This window comes from Emticicia sp. MM (assembly GCF_001649495.1).
This window is the reverse complement of sequence record NZ_LXHX01000037.1, coordinates 13,487-36,393: the sequence shown is the minus strand read 5'-3', so window position 1 is coordinate 36,393 and position 22,907 is coordinate 13,487. Positions and strand designations below refer to the sequence as shown.

General features: G+C 35.2%; 18 protein-coding genes. 12 read left to right on the top strand and 6 right to left on the bottom strand.

What is annotated here, in order from left to right; translation table 11 throughout:
* The first annotated feature begins 146 nt into the window (after positions 1-146).
* From hpt to A6M55_RS05480, 3 genes are all read left to right on the top strand, one after another.
* Positions 147-680 carry a hypoxanthine phosphoribosyltransferase gene (hpt, locus tag A6M55_RS05490; RefSeq protein WP_015030337.1) on the top strand — a complete coding sequence of 178 codons (534 nt, stop codon included), beginning with the start codon at positions 147-149 and terminating at the stop codon, positions 678-680.
* A gap of 152 nt (positions 681-832) precedes the next feature.
* Positions 833-1,045: an MbtH family NRPS accessory protein gene (locus A6M55_RS05485; RefSeq protein WP_082892932.1), complete on the top strand. Its 213-nt coding sequence runs from the start codon at positions 833-835 to the stop codon at positions 1,043-1,045.
* A 54-nt stretch (positions 1,046-1,099) separates the two neighbouring features.
* Entirely contained in the window at positions 1,100-3,661 is a 2,562-nt protein-coding gene (locus A6M55_RS05480) for a M14 family metallopeptidase (protein WP_064196838.1), read from the top strand.
* Between the two features lie 81 nt (positions 3,662-3,742).
* On the opposite strand, the gene A6M55_RS05475 is transcribed toward A6M55_RS05480, so the two are convergent.
* Entirely contained in the window at positions 3,743-4,600 is an 858-nt protein-coding gene (locus tag A6M55_RS05475) for a DUF4249 family protein (RefSeq protein WP_064196837.1), read from the bottom strand.
* A 37-nt stretch (positions 4,601-4,637) separates the two neighbouring features.
* A complete protein-coding gene (locus A6M55_RS05470; RefSeq protein ID WP_064196836.1) occupies positions 4,638-7,373 on the bottom strand; it encodes a TonB-dependent receptor in 2,736 nt (911 codons plus the stop codon).
* A gap of 454 nt (positions 7,374-7,827) precedes the next feature.
* Here A6M55_RS05470 and A6M55_RS05465 point away from each other — a divergent pair, with 454 nt between their 5' ends.
* From A6M55_RS05465 to A6M55_RS05445, 5 genes are all read left to right on the top strand, one after another.
* On the top strand, positions 7,828-8,808 hold the full coding sequence (locus A6M55_RS05465) for a GSCFA domain-containing protein (protein WP_015030332.1): 981 nt from the start codon (positions 7,828-7,830) through the stop codon (positions 8,806-8,808).
* Positions 8,809-8,885: 77 nt separating this feature from the next.
* Positions 8,886-9,605, top strand: coding sequence for a YqjF family protein (locus A6M55_RS05460; protein ID WP_064196835.1), 720 nt, complete (start codon positions 8,886-8,888; stop codon positions 9,603-9,605).
* Between the two features lie 32 nt (positions 9,606-9,637).
* Positions 9,638-10,741, top strand: a complete 1,104-nt coding sequence (locus A6M55_RS05455) for an Mrp/NBP35 family ATP-binding protein (protein WP_015030330.1) — start codon at positions 9,638-9,640, stop codon at positions 10,739-10,741.
* Positions 10,742-10,877: 136 nt separating this feature from the next.
* The gene (locus A6M55_RS05450; RefSeq protein ID WP_064196834.1) at positions 10,878-11,126 is read left to right on the top strand and encodes a NifU family protein; all 249 of its coding nucleotides are present in this window, start codon (positions 10,878-10,880) and stop codon (positions 11,124-11,126) included.
* A 176-nt stretch (positions 11,127-11,302) separates the two neighbouring features.
* Positions 11,303-13,072 (top strand): D-alanine--D-alanine ligase, encoded by a 1,770-nt coding sequence (locus tag A6M55_RS05445; protein ID WP_229235480.1) that lies wholly within the window; start codon positions 11,303-11,305, stop codon positions 13,070-13,072.
* Positions 13,073-13,140: 68 nt separating this feature from the next.
* On the opposite strand, the gene A6M55_RS05440 is transcribed toward A6M55_RS05445, so the two are convergent.
* Positions 13,141-14,487, bottom strand: coding sequence for a tetratricopeptide repeat protein (locus A6M55_RS05440; RefSeq protein ID WP_015030327.1), 1,347 nt, complete (start codon positions 14,485-14,487; stop codon positions 13,141-13,143).
* A 286-nt stretch (positions 14,488-14,773) separates the two neighbouring features.
* Here A6M55_RS05440 and A6M55_RS05435 point away from each other — a divergent pair, with 286 nt between their 5' ends.
* Positions 14,774-15,373 (top strand): OmpA family protein, encoded by a 600-nt coding sequence (locus tag A6M55_RS05435; RefSeq protein ID WP_197491667.1) that lies wholly within the window; start codon positions 14,774-14,776, stop codon positions 15,371-15,373.
* An 83-nt stretch (positions 15,374-15,456) separates the two neighbouring features.
* Here the strand turns inward: A6M55_RS05435 and A6M55_RS05430 are convergent, their stop codons facing one another.
* From A6M55_RS05430 to argS, 3 genes are all read right to left on the bottom strand, one after another.
* Positions 15,457-16,338 (bottom strand): 1,4-dihydroxy-2-naphthoate polyprenyltransferase, encoded by an 882-nt coding sequence (locus A6M55_RS05430; protein ID WP_015030325.1) that lies wholly within the window; start codon positions 16,336-16,338, stop codon positions 15,457-15,459.
* A gap of 63 nt (positions 16,339-16,401) precedes the next feature.
* On the bottom strand, positions 16,402-17,010 hold the full coding sequence (locus tag A6M55_RS05425; protein ID WP_015030324.1) for a glutathione peroxidase: 609 nt from the start codon (positions 17,008-17,010) through the stop codon (positions 16,402-16,404).
* A 13-nt stretch (positions 17,011-17,023) separates the two neighbouring features.
* On the bottom strand, positions 17,024-18,799 hold the full coding sequence (gene argS / locus A6M55_RS05420) for an arginine--tRNA ligase (RefSeq protein ID WP_064196832.1): 1,776 nt from the start codon (positions 18,797-18,799) through the stop codon (positions 17,024-17,026).
* Between the two features lie 149 nt (positions 18,800-18,948).
* On the opposite strand from argS, the gene A6M55_RS05415 reads away from it, so the two are divergent.
* The 3 genes from A6M55_RS05415 (at position 18,949) to eno (ending at position 22,872) form a co-directional block, all read left to right on the top strand.
* Positions 18,949-20,421: a hypothetical protein gene (locus tag A6M55_RS05415; protein ID WP_064196831.1), complete on the top strand. Its 1,473-nt coding sequence runs from the start codon at positions 18,949-18,951 to the stop codon at positions 20,419-20,421.
* Between the two features lie 118 nt (positions 20,422-20,539).
* Positions 20,540-21,424, top strand: a complete 885-nt coding sequence (locus A6M55_RS05410) for a YicC/YloC family endoribonuclease (RefSeq protein ID WP_064196830.1) — start codon at positions 20,540-20,542, stop codon at positions 21,422-21,424.
* 170 nt (positions 21,425-21,594) lie between these two features.
* Entirely contained in the window at positions 21,595-22,872 is a 1,278-nt protein-coding gene (gene eno / locus A6M55_RS05405) for a phosphopyruvate hydratase (RefSeq protein ID WP_015030320.1), read from the top strand.
* The last annotated feature ends 35 nt before the right edge of the window (positions 22,873-22,907 follow it).

The following is a 22,907-nucleotide window of genomic DNA, read 5'->3' as shown; positions in this document are numbered from 1 at the left end:
GCTTGATTTTGCATCAAATTATGCAAACCTTAAAATTTTCTTAAAATTATTTTACATAAAATATTCACCACTTTGAAGTATTCAATACACAAAGGTAATTTCAAATCAATTTACTAACTTGCATTTTGATTTAAAATTGCAATCAAATGAAGCAAATTAGAGACAAAACGTTCGTTCCTTTCATCGAATCCGAATCACTTCAAAACAGAATCAAAGAGTTAGCTCAAGAAGTTAACAAAGATTATGCTGGAAAAAATCCTCTTTTAATTGGCGTGCTGAATGGTTCCTTTATGTTTGTTGCCGATTTGTTCAAATCAATTGACATTGAATGTGAGGTGACATTCATCCGAGTGTCTTCCTACCAAAGCACCGAATCTACTGGAAAAGTAAAACAAGTATTAGGTTTAAAAGAAGACATTAAAGACCGTCATATAATAATTGTTGAGGATATTGTTGATACTGGAATGACAATGCAAGAAATTTTAGGTCAGTTAGCTTCAAACCAACCAGCCTCTATCAAAATCATGACCATGCTTTTTAAGCCAGAAGCTTTAAAAGTACCACTGAAACTAGACTATGTGGGTTTTGAAATTCCAAATAAATTTGTATTAGGTTATGGACTAGACTATGATGGTTATGGCAGAAATACCGATACAATATACGTACTCAAAGAATCATAATACTTTTTAAATAAATTATATTCAAAAGGCTGGAATTCAATAAATTACATTTGTCTATTCGGTAATGATAAAATGAAAATAATTATCTAAAAATGCTTGTTTTTCTTCGAAAAAGCGATTAGTTTAAAGTTGAAAAATCTAATCTCTATCCCATTACAACTATGGACTACGAAGACGAAATTCTTTATAAGGTTTTAGTAAACCACGAAGAACAATATAGTATTTGGCCTGTTGTTAGAGAAAACCCTTTAGGCTGGAAAGATATAGGTAAAACTGGAACAAAAAAAGAGTGTCTTGAGTATATTGAGCAAGCTTGGACTGATATGAGTCCTCTTTCGCTCAGAAAAAAAATGGGGGGATTCTGAAAGTATCCTCCCATTTTTTTAAATAAATTATCACAAACTAAACCCTAAAAAAACGTGAAGAAACTACTGACGTTGCTCTTCTTATTGGGCTATTTATGTCAATCTAATGCCCAAAACGATTATTTTTTTCCTAAAAAACAGCTAAACCCTGCAATTCCAACCCCCGAGCAATTTCTTGGCTATGGTATCGGTTTGCATCATACTCGACATGATAAATTAGTGGAGTATATGCGTGAACTCGACCGAGTATCTGACCGAGTAACGGTACAAAAAATAGGAGAAACTAATGAGCATCGAGAACAAATAATTGTAACATTTTCAGCTCCTGAAAATATCAATCGCTTAGAAGAAATTAGAAAAGAACACTTAGCCCTTACTGACCCTTCAAAACCAATGCCTGATACACAAAAAGCTCCAGCGATAATCTGGTTGGGATACAATGTGCATGGCAATGAACCTTCTGGTGGAGAAGCTTCTATTCTTACTGCCTACTATTTGACGGCAACCCAAGACCCAGAAGCACTCAATTGGCTGAAAAATGCGGTAATTTTAATGGAACCCGTAATTAATCCCGATGGCCGTGACCGACACACCCATTGGGCAAATATGCACAAAGGCGACCCAATGGTTGCTGATGCCAACGACCGTGAACACAATGAGGTCTGGCCGGGTGGACGAACGAATCATTATTGGTTTGACTTGAACCGTGACTGGTATTTGGCAGTAAATGTAGAAAGTAGAAATCGCTTGGCGTATTATCATCAATGGCTGCCAAATGTTGTAACAGATTTTCACGAAATGGGTACCAATGCCTCTCATTTTTTTGAACCAACTAAAGAAAATGCCGAAAATCCGCTTGTGCCCAAAACTGTTTATAAAGACCTAAATAGCAAATTTGCCAAATATTTTGAGCAAGCTATGAATGAAATAGGATCATTATATTATACTAAAGAATCTTTCGATAATTTCTATCCCGGCTATGGTTCAAGTTACCCTGATATGGAAGGTGGTTTGGGACTTTTATTTGAACAAGCAAGTTCACGCGGACATTTACAAGAAAGTCAAAACGGAGATTTAAGCTTTGGATTTACTGTTAGAAATCAATTAGTGAATGCTTTAGCTACCATTAGAGCATCTTTGGTCGAAAAAGAAACTTTACTAAAGCATCAGCGAAACTTCTTCAATGAAACTATTGCTCAAGGACAAAAATTTCCAACAAAAGCATATATCATCGGTGATTCTTACGACCAAAGCCGCAATAGAGCTTTTTGGGATTTATTACTTCAACACAATATTGAGTTTTATCATTTGAATAATGATATGAGTGAATCAGGCCAGTCTTTCAAAAAAGGTAAAGCAATCCTTATTCCTTCGGCACAACCTCAATATCTAATGGTTCGTTCTATTTTCGACCGCCCAACTACCTTCGCAGATAGCTTATTTTATGATGCATCGGCTTGGAATTTAGCTTTAGCCTATGGTTTACCTCACGCCGAAATAAAAGGAGCATTTTCAAAAGGTGAACGAATTACGAAAGCTGACTTAAAGCCAAATCCTAGTTCATTCAATAAAAGTGAGTATGCTTATCTTATTGATTGGACAGATTACTATGCACCAAAAGCTTTAAATCAATTACTAGAAAATCAAATTCTCACTAAAGCAGCATTCAAAAAATTTAGTATTGGAGGAAAAGAGTACGGACACGGAACATTACTTATTTCGGTGCAAAAACAAAAGATAAGCTCTGAAGAATTATTTCAAAAACTCAAGCAAATTTCACAAAATACAGGTGTTAATATAGAGCCTGTATCAACAGGCTTTAGCAGTACTGGAATTGATTTGGGCAGTAATAGTTTTCAATCCGTAAAAAAACCACAAGCCATGATGCTTGTTGGTGGAGGAGTAACTGCTTCTGAAGCGGGAGAAGTTTGGCATTTACTCGATACAAAAATTGGTATGCCTATAACGAAGGTAGAAGTTTATAATTTTGCACGTTTGAATATCAATCGCTACAATACGATAGTTTTAGTTGGTGGAAACTATTCAGCGTTAGATAAAGCATCTGCTCAAAAACTAAAAGCTTGGGTAGCAAACGGTGGCACGCTTATCACCTTAAAAACAGGAACTGAATGGGTAATTAAACAAGAAATTGCGAAAGAAAAGCTAAGAGAGGTAAAAGCAGATAGTAGTAGAAATAAAACTCGAATCGCATTTGAAGATTTTCAAGCTGCTGAAGGAGCCAAACAAACAGGTGGAGCTATTTTTGAAGCTGAACTTGATATTACTAGTCCAATTGGTTTCGGTTATACTAACAAAAAAATGGCTATTTACAGAAATAACAATACAGTTTTAGAGAGAAGTACGGGAGCTGCAAACTCTGTTTTAGTCTATACTGCCAACCCACGAATTACGGGCTATGTACATCCAGAATCTTTGAAAAGAATTGCCAATTCGGCGGCAGTAAATATAAATTATGAAGGAAATGGTCGAGTAATTTTATTTTCTGACGACCCAAATTTCAGAGGAACTTGGTTTGGCACGAATAAACTTTTCCTAAACGCCCTTTTCTTTGGAAGTAATATAAGCATGGGTGGACAATTCGCTGAGGAAGAATAATTGTTGAAGAAGTAAAAAATAAATGGGTTGGCGAAGGCCAACCCTTTATCTGTTTACTAACCTTAAAAAATAGATATAAATTTAATTCTTGTTCACTACAAACTTCACAGTATCGGCATTAATACCCGTAAAAATCCCTAATCCATTGATAATGCTTGTTGGAGGTGTACTAAGATTCTGAGAGGTAGTACCTGTGGCTTGATACAAAGCAGCATATTCGCTATTTACACGGTATAAAATAATATCGTGCTTTCCGAAAAATTGGAAACTTTGCGAACGAACAACATTCGAGCTACCAATAAGTGGTTCATTGAAAAATCTAAAACTTGGAAAACTTGACCCAGATGGTGGGATAATAATTTGCACACGGTTTTCCTCTACATTTTCAACAGCTACAAAATGATAGTAATTATTAGGATTACTCCATGTTAAATTGACCGAAGTATTTTCTTGGTCAAATCCTCCACCCGGACGAATCCCTCCTCCACTCCCTGGAGTAAAATTTGATAAATCAATTTGAGTTCGTGAAATTTCGGTTTTATCACTTTTGAAATTTATGGGTTTACTTGGAATTTCAGTAGTTGCTCTAACTTTTCTACCTTTGAAATCAAATTCTAACGAATACGTGGTGCCTGCTGGGCCAATTAGTTCATTATTAGCTGATGTGTACAAGCCACTTCCCTGAGAAGTAAGTGTAAACGTTTTTCCATTACTACCAATAATTTTGATAGAAACTCCATCAATTGGCTGAGAAACACCCTCAGAAGTATCTGAATAAGGGATTTCTGAATAAAGTTTTAGACTTACTGGGTGATTGGGGGCTAAATATGCCTCAACAACAGGCTTATCGCCTGGGTTAATCACGGTATTTGTTTCTGTGCAACTCCCCAAAAATATTAGGAAACTCAACAGGAAAAAGCTGATATTTATATTTTTCATTTTAGAAAACACTTTAATTTTTCTTGTTCTTTATCAATTACTTCAATTTCCAACTTAATGTAACGTTTGGTGTAATACCTAAATACTTCACATTAGTAATCTGCAATGCAGTAATATCATCTTCTTTAATTACTTGGAAACGCTTATACCATACATTACTACGGTTATAAAGATTAAATATTGAAAAAGCTACATTGAAATGAGAGCTAAAATTATATGTTGCCGAAACATCCATTCGATGATAAGCAGGAAAACGGTTGGCATTTTTATCTGAAGGATTTGTAAAGTTTTTTACTGAACCATCCAAAAGCACTAACTGATATGCTCCCAAAATAGAAGTATATGGGCGGCCCGAAGAGTAAATCCAAGTAGCAGCAAAATCCCACCTTTTATATTTATAAGAGCCAATTGCCTTAAATTGATGGCGAACATCTTGGTCTGAATAATAAGGTTTATCAGAAAAAGCAGAGATATTTCTTTTGGCTTCTGCCAAAGTATATCCAATCCAACCATTGAAATCTCCAAACTTTCGCTGAATCAACACATCAACTCCGCGTACAATCTCTGAACCATTAAAAAACGTTTCTGATACACTTAAACCTCGACCAATTTTAGGCACAAAACGCAATGTATATTCTGTGATATTTGTACTATTTTTCTGGTAGAATTCTACATCGAACAAGTAATTTGCTAACTCATAGCTTCCTCCTAAAATTAAATGATTTGACTTCGTAACGGGCAAAGACTCGGCATTTGAAAGAATCCAAAAATTACGATTTCCTTGTGAAATATCTTCTCTGTTTATTTGCTTAACAAACTGATAATAAACACCCGCCGCAGCTTTCAATTTAAATTGTTTTGTGATATTTAGGTTCGCTGAGAAACGAGGCTCAACGTAATTTTTCTTTGTTACATCAAAATTAGTAATGCGTACCCCCGGAATTAAATGCAGGCGTCCGTCGAAGAGTTTTATATTATCTTGAACATAAAATGTGGCGGTAGCTCCTTTATCATTTCGATTCAAAACCGTAATTGTATCATTTTGACTGTAAGTATATTTAATAATGTTTTTAGTATATTGTAAGCCAAAATCTAACTTATTCCCTCTGAAAGCTTGCCACTCGAAATCGGTTTTCGCGGTAAAATCATTTAGATTATTATCTTCTAACTGTCCGATTTTCACATCTCGACTTGTGCCATCTCGAGTAGTTGAAATAGTTCGACTATTATCACGCGTACTATAATAATTGGAGTAACATATCAATGAATTACTATAAAATTTATCACTCCAACGTCTTGACCATTTCAAACTACCACCTAAATTTCCCCAGTTGGATACATCGGTATTTGAAGTATTAAGTCCGATGTTTCTTCCACCAAAGCCTCCTAATCCTCCCAAATTCGAACTAGAAGAATTATCCATATTATCAGTTCCATTATACAAACTGAGTGAAATAATGTCTTTTTTATTGGGAGTAAAAGTAAGTTTTGAATTCAAGTCGTAGAAATAAGAACTTGCCACCTGGTTCGCACTAAAACTACCGAAACGTCCACCACCAGGAAAACCAGGACCTTGTTGTTGCTGCGTTTGTGTCTGATTTTCACTTGTAAACCGCTTAAATAACTTATTATATAATGGTCCTTTATATGATCTACGAGCAGCTACCAAAAAAGTAAAGTTTTTACCAATTGGGGTTTCAATGTAAGCATTCGTACTTAATAAGCTTAAATCCACACCAGAATTAAACTCTTTTTTATTTCCATCTTTACCTGTAATTTCAGCAACGGCTGAAATACGACCACCGAATTTCGCATCAAAACCACCTTTATAAAGCTGAATATCTTTTATTGCATTATAGTTAAAGGCAGAAAAAAAACCAAAAAGGTGGTCAACATGATAAACTGTAAATCCATCATAAAGCACCAATGTTTGGTCTGGCGTACCTCCACGTACATAAAGCCCCGAGGAAGATTCATTTGAAGCACTTACCCCTGGCATTAATTGAAAAGCTCTGAAAGGGTCACGCTCACCAACATTTGGCAATTTAGCAATGTTTCTTGGGGTCATTTTTATCATACCCACAATTTCATTTGCTTTCAAAACCTCGGTCTTTTCACCCTCAACTATCACCTCATCGAGCATATCAACTGCAGGCTCAATTTCAATTTTTAAATCATTTACATCAAGCTTAGGATTTAGATGATAATCTCGTGTCCGGTAACCCACATACGAAATCTCTAATGTAACGGTATCTGATGGCACTTTGAGAAGGGTAAAATATCCATCAACATTCGACTGACTACCTATTTGTTCGCCTTTTACTTTAACCGATGCAAAAGGAAGATTCTCGCCATTAGTGATGTCTATGATTCTTCCTGTAAGTGTAAAATTGGTCTTATCAGCCTTTCCATTATACTGTTTATCTACAATGGTTTCAATCTTTGCAGATTTTGGGACAATGCTTATAAATCCATTTTCATCAATAAATTGCTTGAGTGGTAGTTTTTTCAATATTGACCTCAAACCCGATTCAATCGTTTCATTCGAAAACCAGTGAGTAACATTATATGACTTCAACAAATCTTTATCATAAAGTAGTTTTAAGCCATACTTTTCTTCTAAATCAGCTAAAATGGTAGTTAACGGAATATTATTGTAAAACTCATCTTTGATGACCTTCGTGTTTACTTCCGCCATTTTAGGCACTTGTGCGGCTGATTCTTTTGGTAAAAAAATAAGTAGTAATAGAAAATAAAGAAGAAATCTTTTCATTATCAACGTCTATTGGTTTGGTTCAAAAACATAGACGAAAGCATTTGTTTAGCCGATGCATAAATTAAAAAAAGTAGAGAAACTTTAATCTTTTATGTCTCCTTATGACACCTTTGTTGGTGATATTATGGTTTAAAAATTTCTGTTCAGTTTTACTAATAGGAATTTTTCCTTTGAATAAAATAAAATTCCAGTTTTCTAAAAAGTCGAATCTTACTTAAAGCGAGAATAACAAAATGATGCCTCTACATAGTCTTTCAAGTACGCAATAAATCCTAGTTAAACATTCTAATTTGCTTATCTATTCCGAATGCTCAGAATCAGCTCTAAGTAGCTTCATATTAAATTTTGTATTTTTTTACGAAATAATTTGCAAGTGTTCTAATATAAATTTACCTTCGCAAGTAATTGATTATCAGTCAATTTACTATAACTAACCCCTAAAATAAATAAAATGGATTTTCGTACTGAAATTGAAGTGGCACCCGCTCGCTTCAAAATCAGCACTGACTCAAAAATCATGACCGTTGGTTCGTGTTTTTCCGAGGTCATAGGTAGTCAGTTAACTGACAATAAACTACAATGCCTTTGTAATCCTTATGGCACTGTATTTAACCCCGCTTCGATATTCAAGCTAATTAGTCATAGTTTGCAAAATCAACCCATTTTTAAGCATCTTATGCTTGAAAATAATGGAATATGGCAACATTATGATTTTCATTCGAAGTTTTATGCCCATTCGAAAGAAGAGCTTGAAAAAGAGTTAAACCTTACGCATAGAAACGTAAATCAGTTTCTTCGTAAAGCAAACTTTTTAGTCATTACGCTTGGCACATCAATTGTTTATCAGCTCAAGGAAAACAGTCAAATTGTATCAAATTGCCATAAAACACCTGCTTCGCACTTCAAAAAAGAACTACTCAATGTAAAGGACATTATCATGAAATTCCGTCCGATGTATGAAACTTTGAAAATGCAAAACAATAAGATAAAAATCTTGTTGACCGTGAGCCCAGTACGCCATACGCGTGAAACACTCCAACTCAACTCCGTAAGTAAGAGTATTCTCCGTACTGCGTGCTATCATTTGGAGCAAGATTTTAGCGATGTACATTATTTTCCTAGTTATGAAATCATGATGGATGACCTTCGTGATTATCGTTTCTACAAGGCAGATATGATTCATCCGAATGAACAAGCAGAGCAATATATTTTTGAGAAATTTGCAAATACTTACTTTACTGAAGACTTAAATATTTTCCTAAAAGAGTGGAATAAAGTAAAAATGTCGCTTAATCATCGTCCTATTCAAGTTGATACGCCTGCTCATCAAAGGTTTCTCAACGATTTGCTAGAAAAACTAACAATTTTAAGTAATAAAATTGATGTTACTAGCGAAATTGAGTTAGTACGTTCGCAATTAGTGGCGGCATAAAAAACTCAACAAAAAACTGTAAAACGATGTAACAATTGCATCGTTTTATAGTTTTTTTGTTTAAAAGCCTATTCAAAATGTTTGGTAACACCTTTTTAAAAGCAAAGTGGCAAAACTTAGTAATGGCCAATTATGAAGTTTCGCCAGAAATTCTAAAGAAACACCTCCCCTACAAAACCGAACTCGATTTTTGGAATGGTCGGTGCTATGTAAGTTTAGTGGGCTTTCAGTTTATCGATACGCAGGTGCTAGGTATTAAATTCCCCTTTCATACCAACTTTGAAGAAGTGAACCTACGCTTTTATGTACGCTACAACGATAACGGTGAATGGAAAAGAGGAGTTGTTTTTGTGAAAGAAATCGTACCAAAAGCTATGATTACTTTGATTGCCAATTCACTTTACAGGGAGAATTACGCAACCCACCCTTGTAATCATAAGATTATAACAGATAATCATGAAATATCTGCACAATACGAGTGGAAGTCGCGTTCTGGTTGGAATAGTTTACAAGTTTGGTCAGATTTAACTCCACAAACCATAAGTTTAGGAAGCGAAGAAGAATTTATCACAGAACATTATTGGGGTTATGCGGCTTATTCTACACAAAAAACCAATGAATATCAAGTACAACACCCACGTTGGTTGGTACATAGAGTGAATAAGTACCAAATCTTGTGTAATTTTGAGGAACTTTATGGTAAAGAATTCGCTTTTTTAAAAGATAAGCAGCCAATTTCAGTACTTCATGCTCAAGGCTCAGAAGTGGCAGTCCTGAAAGGAAAAATAATTACTTAGACCCGTACATTACCCCGTACAACAATACAAAAATGGGAGAACTAACCATCACTAAAGAAAAAGTGCTACAAGCCCTCAGTACAGTTGAGGAGCCTGATTTAAAGAAAGACCTAGTTACGCTCAATATGATTAAAGATATTGAGGTAGGAGTAAATCAAGTAACATTCACGGTTGTTCTAACAACCCCAGCATGTCCGCTCAAAGAACTTATCAAGAAAAATTGCGTTGATGCTATACATAAACACCTAAACCCTGATGTTCAGGTTACAGTTAATATGACAGCCGACGTAACCTCTATCAGAAATAATGCACCTGTATTATCAAGTGTAAAAAATATCATTGCTGTATCCTCAGGTAAAGGTGGAGTAGGAAAATCTACTGTTACAGTAAATTTGGCAATGGCGTTAAAAAAATCGGGTGCTAAAGTTGGTATTATTGATGCTGATATTTCTGGGCCTTCAATTCCGATTATGTTTGGTGCTGAAGATGTACAACCATTGATTACACAAAAAGATGGTAAAAACATGATTAACCCAATCTTACAATATGGCATTAAAATGATTTCTATTGGTTTCCTAACACCGCCCGAAAGTGCAGTTGTTTGGCGTGGGCCAATGGCTAGTCAGGCACTACGACAATTTTTTGGTGATGTTGATTGGGGCGATTTGGACTATTTGTTAATTGACCTTCCTCCGGGCACTGGTGATATTCATCTTACCCTTGTTCAAACGGTTCCACTTACAGGAGCTGTCGTTGTCACAACCCCACAAAAAGTAGCTTTAGCCGACGTTACCAAAGGTGTTTCAATGTTTCGTCAGCAGCAAATCAATGTGCCGATTTTAGGTATCGTTGAAAATATGGCTTACTTTACTCCTGCTGAATTACCCAATAACAAATATTATCTTTTTGGTAAAGATGGGGGAAAAAATATGGCGGAAAAACTCCAAGTGCCACTATTAGGGCAAATCCCGATTGTACAAAGTATTAGAGAGGGTGGTGATAATGGCCGCCCAGTGATGATGGATGACGAACCAATTGTTAGTCAGGCCTTCAGAGATGCTGCTGAAGAATTAGCTCGTCAGGTGGCAATTCGAAATGCTTCTGGTCAAAAAACAGCCAGAGTTGAGGTAAGATAAACCTTTATTATTTTTGAACTTATTTTATTTGAATGCTTGTAGTTAAAGAAAGTTTTTAACCAAATTATTTCTTTCTTTTAATTCCTGCTATTTTTTATTACTTTTACAAGGATATATTTGCTGAAAATAAGCTTAGATGGAAAATTTATTAGAAAAAGTAGAGAACGCACTGAATAGCGTAAGACCATATCTACAAACTGATGGAGGCAATGTGAGAGTTGTAGAAGTAACCGAAGATTTAACAGCTAAAATCGAATTATTAGGTGCTTGTGGCACATGTCCAATGTCTTCTATGACTTTTAGAGCAGGCTTAGAAGAAGCTATTTTGAAAGCAGTACCTGAAATAAAGAAAGTGGAAGCTCTTAATCTAACTCCAGCTTTTTGAAATAAATTGGATTTTTTATAGAAATTACGTTTAAAAATCTAAGCCACTTGTTTTTACAAGTGGCTTTTTTATTAACTTGCAAACAGAACTAATTACGAAAGTATTTTTCATTTATGCCATGTTATTTCCTGAATGGAACTCTACTGGCAGAGCCAAACTGTGAACAAAACTTAATAATGACAAACAAAATCAGAGTCGGTGTTTTTTTCGGCGGACAAGCACGAGAAAGAGAAATTTCTTATTTAGGGGGAAAGACAGCTTTTGAACATATTGACAAAGCTATTTTCGAACCTGTTCCTATTTTTGTTGATAGCTTGGGGCATTTCATCCAAATTAATCCTGAGCTACTATATGAAGATTCAATAAGAGATTTCTTTCCATCTAAAAATCTGAACCGAGGCTTTAGAGTATATATAGAGTCATTAGGAGAACTCAACGAAACACAACTATATAAACTCATTTATAAAGTTGGTAAGCAAGTTCAGCCGACAGATTTCTCTAATTTAATGGATTTTGCATTTGTCATTATGCATGGTCCTCAAGCAGAAGATGGTGCTATACAAGGATTATTAGAATGGTATGGAATTCCATACATGGGCCCTGGTTTAATGGGTTCTGCGGTGGGTATTGACAAACCCATGCAAAATAAGCTACTTTCACTTGTAACAGGCCAAAAAAAGAAAATGGTTACTTTTACTCGTGATGAATGGCAAGTGGCAGACCGCTCGAAATTGTTTACAGATTTAATTAATAATATAGGTTTTCCATTCGTGGTCAAAGCTCCTCACCAGGGTTCATCTATTGGGGTGGCAATTGTTAGAAAGAGAAGTTTAGAAGAATTTACGAAAGCCATTCAACAATGTTTCTTCGAAACAACTTTCTTGAAACGAGAATGGGAAAAAATGACTGACCGCCAGAAAAGGCATTTAATGGAAAAAACCTCGAACCTAGACGAAGGTATTGGCTTTCCACTTTATGTCAACGGAAAAATTCTACATCACCCCGCTGAATTGATGGAAGAATTAGATGCACTTCTATTTACTTTAGATTCAGTAACTGCCATTTCAGCAAATGCTGAAGACCACGTAATGATTGAAGAATTTGTGGTAGGACAAGAGTTTTCGTGCGGTGTAATTCAACATGACGACGGAACAGCTTTAGCCTTACCTCCTACCGAGATTTACGGTGAAATTCAAACTTTTGATTTCAAATCTAAATATAAGTCAAACGTCACAAAAAAGCGTATTCCAGTAGAAACGAGTATAGAAAACCTAAACAAAATTCACGATAATTTGCTTAAAGCTTTCAATAATTTAGGATTTAGCGTGGTAACTCGTATTGATGGTTTCTTAACTCCCGATAGCCGTGTATTACTACACGACCCAAATACCTTACCCGGTATGTCGCCAGCCTCGCTTATTTTCAAGCAAATGGCAGAAATCGGTCTTACCGTGACACAATCAATTACTTATTTCGTAAGACAGTCTATCCGTGAGCGTATCAGAAGTGGTAAAAATACAGTTGCTCTGAGAAATCTTTTAGAAAAAATTGATAGTCTGATTGAGGGAAGAGTAAATGCTCATAGAAAGAAAGTAGCTATTATTTTTGGTGAAACTGACGAAGAATACAAAACTGCTCAAAGAAAATTAGGAGAATACGCTTCTTCAGTAGCTTATGAACCAGTATGTGTATGTGCGGCTCGAAATGGCCAAATGTATAAAATTCCTGTAAACTTAATGTTTAAGGCTGATATTCAAGATTTTGGACAAAATATTGGTAAATCTAAACACCCATTTATTGCAGAAATAATAAGAAAAGCCGAAAAAATTACTAATAAATATGCAGGTAGCTTTGATACACAAGTAAAAAAGCTTTCTGAAACTGAACTTGCTGAAAGTGTACAATTTATTTTCCAGTGTGATTCAGATACATTAGTTGAATTATAATTACTATCAAGCATAAAAAAACTCCATCTTCAGAGATGGAGTTTTTTTATGCTTTTAATTTTCTATGATTAGTTACAATATTCGCGAATAACATTATACGCGGCAGAATATCCCAACTCACCCGCACGGCTAAGGTCATAACAACCAGCGTTTTCATCGCCCAAAGCATGTTTGATTATACCTCTTACATAATATGCCTCGGCGTATTTAGGGTTCAATTTTATGGCATTTGAACAATCCTGTAAAGCTTCTTTTTGAAGTCCCATAGATGATCGCACCAAACCACGTGAAAAATACGCTTCAGCGTAAGTAGGGTTTAATTCGATAGACTTATTTAAGTCTAAAATCGCTCCTTTACCATCACCTGATTTGAATTTAGAAATACCTCTGCTATAATAAGCCTCTGAGCGGTCTTCTGAAAATTCATTAATTCTACTTTTTTCTTGTACTACACTTCGAAGTTCGTCTAAAGTTTTTTTAGTAATTCTTCCTGTATAGTATACTTTTGAGTCAATGCTCATGTTATCTACTTCAATCGCTTTCGTTAAATCGGAAGTAGCATCTTTTTGATTTCCAAGTTTACTATTACAGAAGCCTCTTCCGTAAAATGCACGTACATTTTTAGGGTCAAGCTGAATGGCTTTATCATAATCATTCATTGCTCCACGGAAATCTTCAATTTTAGTTTTGGCAAATCCACGATTAAAATAAGATTCACTGTCTTCTGGGTTCAATTTAACTGCTTCATCAAAATCTTTAATTGAACCAGCAAAGTCATTGATTTTTAAACGGCTAAAACCTCTGCTTGCAAAAGATTGAGAACGCTTCGGATTCATATCAATCGCCTTTGTGAAGTCGGTGATACTTCCTTGATAATCTTCTAATCGAGATTTACATGCCCCTCTAGAGAAAAAGGCCTGATACATCTTATCATCTTCAGGATTCAATTCAACAACCTTCGTAAAGTCTTGGATGGCACGACGATAATCCAATAACTTGGCCCTTGTCATTCCACGGTAAAGATAAGCCATTGCATCTTCAGGATTTAGTTCAATGGTACGGTTATAATCTTGAAGTGCCGAACGGTGGTCATCTTGTTCACTTTTGCTTTTTCCTCTATAAAGATATGCTAAAGCATTTTTAGGGTCAAGGTCAATCGTACGGTCAAAATCTAAGATTGCTCCACGATGGTCTTTTAATTGCTGCTTCGCCAAACCACGGTTGTAATAACTAGCCGCATTTTCAGGATTCATTGCAATCGCCGTACTATAGGCTTGTGATGCACCAATATAATCACCTGCTTTACTTTTATTTACTCCAATTTCAAAATATTCTGATGCCGTTTGCTGAGCATTAACTTTTGTAATACAAACAGCAAAACAAATGGTTAATAATGGGAACAGTAGTCTTTTCATATAAATTTTTAGGTAAGTTTCAATTAAGTATAAACATTATTTAACGTGAATATCTTATTTGTGATTTATTACAACAGTTTAATTTAGCAAAGATAAATTTTATGCCTATTTACTCAATAGTTTTTATCAAAAGATTTTAAAAATATGACAAACAATACCGTTTAATAATTTTACACTTAAATAGCTTGTTGTTTTTACATTTTTTTAGATTTTTACATAATCTATTATTTTTGAGTAAAAATAATTAGACTTACGTTGCACAATAAATCCAAATTCTATGAAAATCATGCGTTTAATCGCAAGTACGGTCATTATTTTATCTCTACTTGTTGCTTGTAACTCTTCAAAAAAAACTACCAATAATAAAAGTAAAAAAGACCCCGCAGCCGCTGAAGCGGCAGCAAAGATTGGCAAAATGCTGGATTTGTTAGCTACCGATTTAATTGGTGCATCGAATCAAAAGGCAGAGATTGTCAGAACTGCGGATGGCATTAATATTACATTCCAGCCAGATTTTTATTTTGAATCTAGTTCCGAAAAATTAACTGTCGATGCCAAAGGTGTCCTCGACGATATTTCAAGTGTGTTGAGCCAATATCCATACACAGAAATTTTTATAGAAGGACATGCCGATAGTAGTGGAAATCAGTTGAATAATAAGAAGCTTTCAGAATTAAGAGCCAAAACGGTTGCTTTGTATTTTAAAGCACATAATGTAAATGCAGACCGAATTGCGATTGCGGGTTATGGAGCTACAAGACCCGTTGAAAGTAATAGCACCCCAGAAGGCAGACGTAGAAATAGAAGAGTCGTGGTGAAAATAAATGCTAATGAGAAAAAGTTTTTAGCTTCACAAGAAGCTGCTAAAGGAACAGTTGTAAAATAAAAAGCTAGACTGTACGAAAAGTTTCTGTGAAACCAATCACAGAAACTTTTTTATTGTAGTAAGAAACTAAAATTTATTAGTGATTAAAATAAAATTTGCGAAAGCCCAAATGAAAGCACAAAAACTAAGGTAGAAAGAGCCATTTGTTTAAGCATTGGGTCGGGATTTGGCAAACGAGAAACCTTTATACCATTGATAAAAAATAAAGGAAAACAAATGATATAATAATAGTTACTAGCTGCTTGCAAATAGCTAAAAATCAGCATACTAATCATACCAAAGCTCAATAAAAACCAATGATAAATAATCGCTTTAGGCTTACCTAATCGAGCCGGTATTGTCTTTTTCCCCGCACGAGTATCAGATTCAATATCACGAATGTTATTGATATTTAAAACACCCGTAGCAAACAAACCACAAGAGAAGGCAGGCAAAACATTTAGCCAAGAAAATGACTTCGTGAAAAGATAATTACTACCTAATACACCTACTAAACCAAAGAAAATAAACACTGAAACATCTCCTAACCCCGCATAGCCATAAGGTTTTTTACCTGCTGTATATGTATATGCTGCCAGCATTGAAATTAAACCGAGCCCCAAAAAGCCCAAAAAGTCGTTTTTTGAAGCATCCTTAAATGCAAAATACAATAAAGAAATACCCAAAACCAAACATAATACGACCATAAAAATTATACCATTGAGCATTTGTTTCGGTGTAATTGCACCCGACTGAACAGCACGTTCAGGCCCCACCCTACCCGCTAAATCAGCACCATTTTGTGTATCACCGTAATCATTGGCAAAGTTTGATAAAACTTGTAGGGCAATAGTTGTAAGGCAACATAAGGTAAAGATTAACCAATCGAACTTACCAACTGATGCTGCCAAAAAACCACCCATAAAAATACTCGCCAATGCCAAAGGAAGTGTGCGTGGGCGAGCTGCTGAAAGCCAATGCTTCATGATTATATAGTTATTAAAGAGAAAAAAAGAGTGAATGTAAACACGCACTCTTTTAATTTTAAATTAAAGTCCTACTGCTTTTTTAAATTCAGGGGAATCGGGTTTTACACCAGAAGCAAAGAAATTTGCAACCTCCCCTTTTTCATTTATTACATATTTGCAGAAATTCCAAGTTGGTGCCTTATCATTCCAGCCATTCATGTCTTTTTTGCTTAACCACTGATACAAGGGGTGCTGGTCATTGCCAACTACACTAATTTTTTCAAGCATTTGAAAAGTTACACCGTAGTTTTTCTGACAAAAAGTAGCAATTTCCTTGTTTGAACCTGGTTCTTGTCCTCCAAAATTATTAGCTGGAACTCCTAAAACTACAATTTTATCACCGTATTTTTCGTGAAACTTTTGCCAATCAGCATATTGTGGGGTATATCCACATTCAGAAGCTGTATTAAGTACAACAATCTTTTTCCCTTTGTATTTAGCAAAATCAATGGTTTCTTTTCCATCAAGTGACTTCAACTTGAAATCATAAAATGAGCCTTTAGCCATAATATTCGAGGGTTTTGCAACTGCTAATTGCTTATTTGAAAATAAATGTTTGATAATTCTGAAACTCATAAGACTTCCAACTGCTAAAACTGATACTGTTACGATAATTAATTTCTTTTTCATATTTTATTGAAGGTTACATACGTGTAGGTACTTGTACACCTAATAAACTCATTGATTTTGAAATTGTTTGAGCGACAGTTTTAATTAGCGAAAGTCTGAATTGCTGCTTATCGGCATCTGTTTCATTCATTATTGAAACTTCGGCATAGAATTGGTTAAAAGTCTTTGCCAATTCATAAACATAATTTGCAATTACTGCTGGCGAATATTCATTACATGCTTTTTGGATAACAGTCGGATATTCATTCAATAAATAAATCAATTCTGACTCTTGTTTTAAGATGTCAATATTTTTCACTTGATTATTCACTGGCACATTCATCGCCTCTGCTTTACGCAAGATAGAGCAAATACGTGCGTGTGTATATTGAATAAATGGACCCGTATTTCCTTGAAAATCAATAGATTCTGCTGGATTAAACAACATTCTCTTCTTTGGTTCAACCTTAAGTAAGAAGTATTTTAAAGCACCTAAAGCCAGCATTTGGAATAAATTTTCGGCCTCATCTTTAGTAAAATCATCAATTTTACCACGCTCACGGGTTGTTTCAGCGGCAGTTTCAATCATTTCTGCCACAAGGTCATCAGCATCAACCACTGTCCCCTCGCGAGACTTCATTTTACCTGAAGGTAAATCAACCATTCCGTAACTTAAATGATAACAACCATCAGCATACGAGCGACCTAAACGCTTCATAATGGCAAACAATACTTGAAAATGGTAATCTTGCTCATTTCCTACCACCCAAATTGATTTATCATTATGAAAATCATTGAATTTCATATCGGTTGTACCTAAATCTTGTGTGATATATACCGAAGTTCCATCTGCACGCAAAACGAGTTTTTCATCAAGCCCTTCTTCTTTCAAATCAATCCAAGTACTACCATTTTCTTTTTTGAAAAACACGCCACTTGCAAGACCTTCTTCTACTAAATCTTTACCCAATAAGTAAGTATTCGATTCATAGTAAACTTTATCAAAAGAAACTCCAATTTTTTGATAAGTTTCATTGAAGCCCGCAAAAACCCAATCATTCATTTTACGCCACAAAGCCATGACTTCGGCATCACCTTGCTCCCATTTCTGAAGCATTGCTTGTGCTTCAAGCATTAAAGGAGCGATTTTTTTTGCCTCATCTTCTGTTTTTCCTTCGGCAACTAACTGATTAATTTCTGCTTTATAAGCCTTATCAAACTCTACATAATATTTGCCAACCAAATGGTCGCCTTTCATTCCTAATGATTCAGGTGTTTCATTGTTGCCAAATTTTTGGTAAGCCAACATCGACTTACAAATATGAATACCACGGTCATTGACCAAACTTGTTTTGATTACATCAAAACCGCCTGCTTTCAAAATACTCGAAACAGATTCGCCCAAAAAATTATTACGGAGGTGTCCTAAGTGTAGTGGTTTATTGGTATTTGGCGAAGAAAACTCGACCATTACCGACTGTCCATTTGAAGGTAATTGCCCAAATGAATCATCAGCTAAAATTGCATTAAGTGTATCAATCCATACGCCATTATCAAGTACAATATTTAAAAAACCTTGCACTACATTAAATCCACTCACAAAGCTGTTTTTATCTTTCAAATATTGACCGATGGCATTACCCAACTCCACTGGATTTTTTCGCAAAGATTTCACTAAAGGAAAAACAACAAAGGTATAGTTTCCTTCAAAATCTTTTTTTGTGGGTTGTAAAATCACTTCCTCTTCTACTTGATACAGTGCCAAAAGTGCTTCTTGAATGGCTTTTTTTAATGATTGCTCGATATTCATAAAACTGATTTCCTTTTTTATTATGGACAAGTTTAAAAAACTGCCCTACTGGGCTGCAAAAGTACAGTTTTTTTAGAAGAAAAGTGTCAAGTTATTTGTATTTTAGCAATTCTACTAGCTAACTTTACTACTACTAACCTGCATTAATTATGAAAAAAACTTTATTTTGGCTGTGCATTACCACTATTTACAGTAATATTTTTGCTCAAAGAGTCTCACCTTCACAAGAATCTATAGAAACGGCGGCAAGGCTTGCTCCCAAAACAAGCGTAATTCCCAAAAGCCACATCAAACAAGGAGGCCAACCCAATATTGAAGAATTTGGATTTAAACCAATCAAACATAATAATATCATTCCAATGGGGCAAAACGGAACAATCATGTCAGATATCAATTCTGATGAGAAATTTACTTTTGTTCATACCGAAGGATACGACCGTAGCATTAAAAATATCTGGCAAAATGATTTTAAAATAGACTCTAAATATGATTTTATCGGAGAACAAAACGATTCTCTTTTTCATTATGCTATGTTTAATAACTTTTTAAGCAAGAATAAAATAACACTCCTTAAAACATCCATCAAAACTGGGATTCAACAAAAAATTGAAGGGTCACTACCCGAAGGCATCAAAATGTTTACATTCAGAGTTGTAGGAGAAGATTGTTTCGTTGCTTGCAAATACAAGGAAAGACCAGTTGTGATGATATTCCATGATGATGGAACATTTAAAGTTTTACCAAATTTATTGAACAAAAATGCTCAATTCTTATCACTATATGCCGATAACGAGAGTTTTACAGTTATTTTAAAACAACAAGCTAAAGGAACATTACTCATAAAAAAATATTCAAAAGAAGGGTTTCAACTAAGTAGTTTTACAATTCCGAATGATAAAAAACAGTTCAACGAAGCAAAAACAATCAGAATTGGGGGGAAATTATTTGTTATTGGCACCTACACAAAGGGTTTAAGTTTTAGGGTACGAGGCTTATATACAGCTTGTTTAGACGAAAACTTCTCACCTGAAAAAGTAAAATACACAGAATTTTCAGAATTCTCCAACTTACTAAATCAGAAGCAAAAAGCACCGCCTTATGCCATAGTTCATCAACTTAAACTTCTTGATAATGGAAAATCAGTTATGTGTGTGTTTGATTTTTTCGATGCAAATATCTCTAATCAAGAATACACCGGAAAGGTTAAGTATCAATACAGTATGATATGTAAATTTAATAACGAAGCCCAAATTCTCTGGAATTCTGTTATCGCCCTAGATGGCCTCACATCATACATATATACCATGCGTTCTCGTACGCAGACAGGGAGTAAGCTTGACATTTTAGAATCAAATGTTAAACCTGCCATGCAGTTTTTGATAAATAAAAATCGAATCTTGGGCGGATGTCAGTTTGGGAATGTCATTTATACAAATTTGCTTGATAGTGATACTGGCGAAGTAGTTGCCAAAGGTATGTATGAAGAGGCTGGAAACGAACAAATAACTGGATTTTTGCCATGGTTCGATGATAATTTCTTGGTTTGGGGCCGCGAACGTAGAAATCTACTTGCTCGACCTTCGCTTTATATGAGAAAAATGAAAATAGTAGAGAAAATGTAGTATATTTTTGCGTTATTTGCTTAAAATTTATTGTTCAAACTCTATGAGCTTAAATTTATGAGCTGGTTACTCTTTCCAACTCAAAATAAAAATCTCATACATTCAGAAATTCTAATTCATGCTCCAATCAATGACTGGTTTTGGTTCGGCCACTGTCGAGAACACCAAAATTTCTGTAACTGTCGAAATCAAATCTTTAAATTCAAAATTCTTTGATATCTATTGCCGTATTCCACGTACGTATTCAGAACGCGAAATAGAAATCAGAAATATTCTTACCCAAGAACTTGAGCGAGGAAAAGTAGAATTCATGATGAACGTTGTACCAAAAGATGAATCAGGTGCAGCAACAGTCGTTAATCGCCCATTAATAAAGGCTTATTTCCGTGATTTACAGGCAACTGCCAACGAACTAGGCTTCGAGCCAGGCCCAACGGAACTTTTAAGAATGGCTTCTATGATGCCCAATGCATATAACAATGATTCGCTAAACGAAGCCGACGCAAAAGCAGAATGGGATTTAATGAAAACAGCCATCAATCAGGCCCTAACAAAGTGTAAAGAATTTAGAGCACAAGAAGGAAAAAATACTGCTTTTAAATTTGAAGAATACATTCAAAACATTAGCCACTTATTGACTGAAGTTGAAGCACAAGACCCTAAACGTATTCCAGTTGTACGTGAGAGAATTGCAAAAGCAGTTGCAGAATGGTCTTCAAGCGAAAGCTTTGATAAAAATCGTTTCGAGCAAGAACTTATCTATTACGTTGAGAAATTTGATATTTCGGAAGAAAAAGTTCGCTTGAAAAATCACTTAGAATATTTCATTGCTGAATTAAAAGTTGCTTCAAACGGCAAAAAACTAAATTTCATTGCTCAAGAAATTGGCAGAGAAATCAATACCATCGGCTCGAAAGCAAACGACTCGGTGATTCAAAGGTTAGTTGTTCAGATGAAAGACGAACTAGAGAAAATCAAAGAACAAACCATGAATATTGTATAATGTAGTTTACACTGATTAAATATTGGTCAACCAGCAAATTCATATACAATTCATACTTTGATTTGCCCAGTTCTGAAAATTTAGCTAATTTTACCCCCAATCACCAAAGAAAATATCGTTTTCTTGTACGATTCCAATATTTTTTATAATCAAAATACCTAATACTTACAATGAGCCAAATTGTTAGAGTACACGCAAGACAAATTCTCGATTCAAGAGGTAACCCTACTGTTGAGGTAGATGTTTTAACAGATAACGGATATTTAGGACGTGCTGCTGTTCCTTCGGGTGCATCAACAGGCGTACACGAAGCCGTTGAATTACGTGATGATGATTCAAAAATCTATCAAGGCAAAGGTGTTTTGAAAGCAGTTAAGAATGTAAACGAAAGCATCGCTTCTGAAATCTTAGGAGCAAACGTTTTTGAGCAAAACTTAATTGACCAAATCATGATTGACCTTGATGGCACTCCAAATAAAGGTAACTTAGGAGCAAATGCTATCTTAGGTGTTTCATTGGCAGTAGCAAAAGCAGCTGCTTACGAAGCTGGCTTATCATTATTCCGCTATTTAGGTGGTGTAAATGCAAATACATTACCAGTACCAATGATGAACATCTTAAATGGTGGTTCTCACGCTGATAATTCAATTGATTTCCAAGAGTTTATGGTTATGCCTGCTAAAGCTGAGTCATTCTCACATGCTTTACAAATGGGCACTGATATTTTCCATAACTTAAAGAAAGTATTAAAATCAAAAGGTTATTCAACAAACGTTGGTGATGAAGGTGGTTTTGCACCAAACATCAAATCAAACGAAGAAGCTATCGAAATCGTATTGCAATCAATTGAGAAAGCAGGTTTCAAACCAGGCGAAGATGTATTCATCGCGATGGATGCTGCTGCTTCTGAATTCTACAATGCAGAGACAGGTCTTTATACTTTCAAGAAATCTGATGGTAAGCAATTAAATTCACTTGAAATGGCTGCATACTGGGAGTCATGGGTGAGCAAATACCCAATCATTTCTATAGAAGACGGTATGGCCGAAGACGATTGGGCTGGTTGGGCTGAGCAAACTAAATTAATTGGTGGAAAATGCCAATTAGTAGGTGACGATTTATTCGTAACTAACGTAAAACGTTTACAAGAAGGTATTGACAAAGGTATTGCCAATGCAATCCTAGTTAAAGTAAACCAAATTGGTTCATTAACTGAAACAATCAATGCTGTAAACTTAGCTCACAAAAACAAATATAAGAGCATCATGTCTCACCGTTCGGGTGAAACTGAAGACGCAACAATCGCTGACTTGGCAGTAGCTTTAAATACTGGTCAAATCAAAACTGGTTCGGCTTCACGCTCTGACCGTATGGCTAAATATAACCAATTACTTCGTATTGAAGAAGAATTAGGTTCGGCAGCTGTATTTCCAGGATTAAAATTCTGATTTAGCACATAAATCATCGTTAATAGGTTGTTATC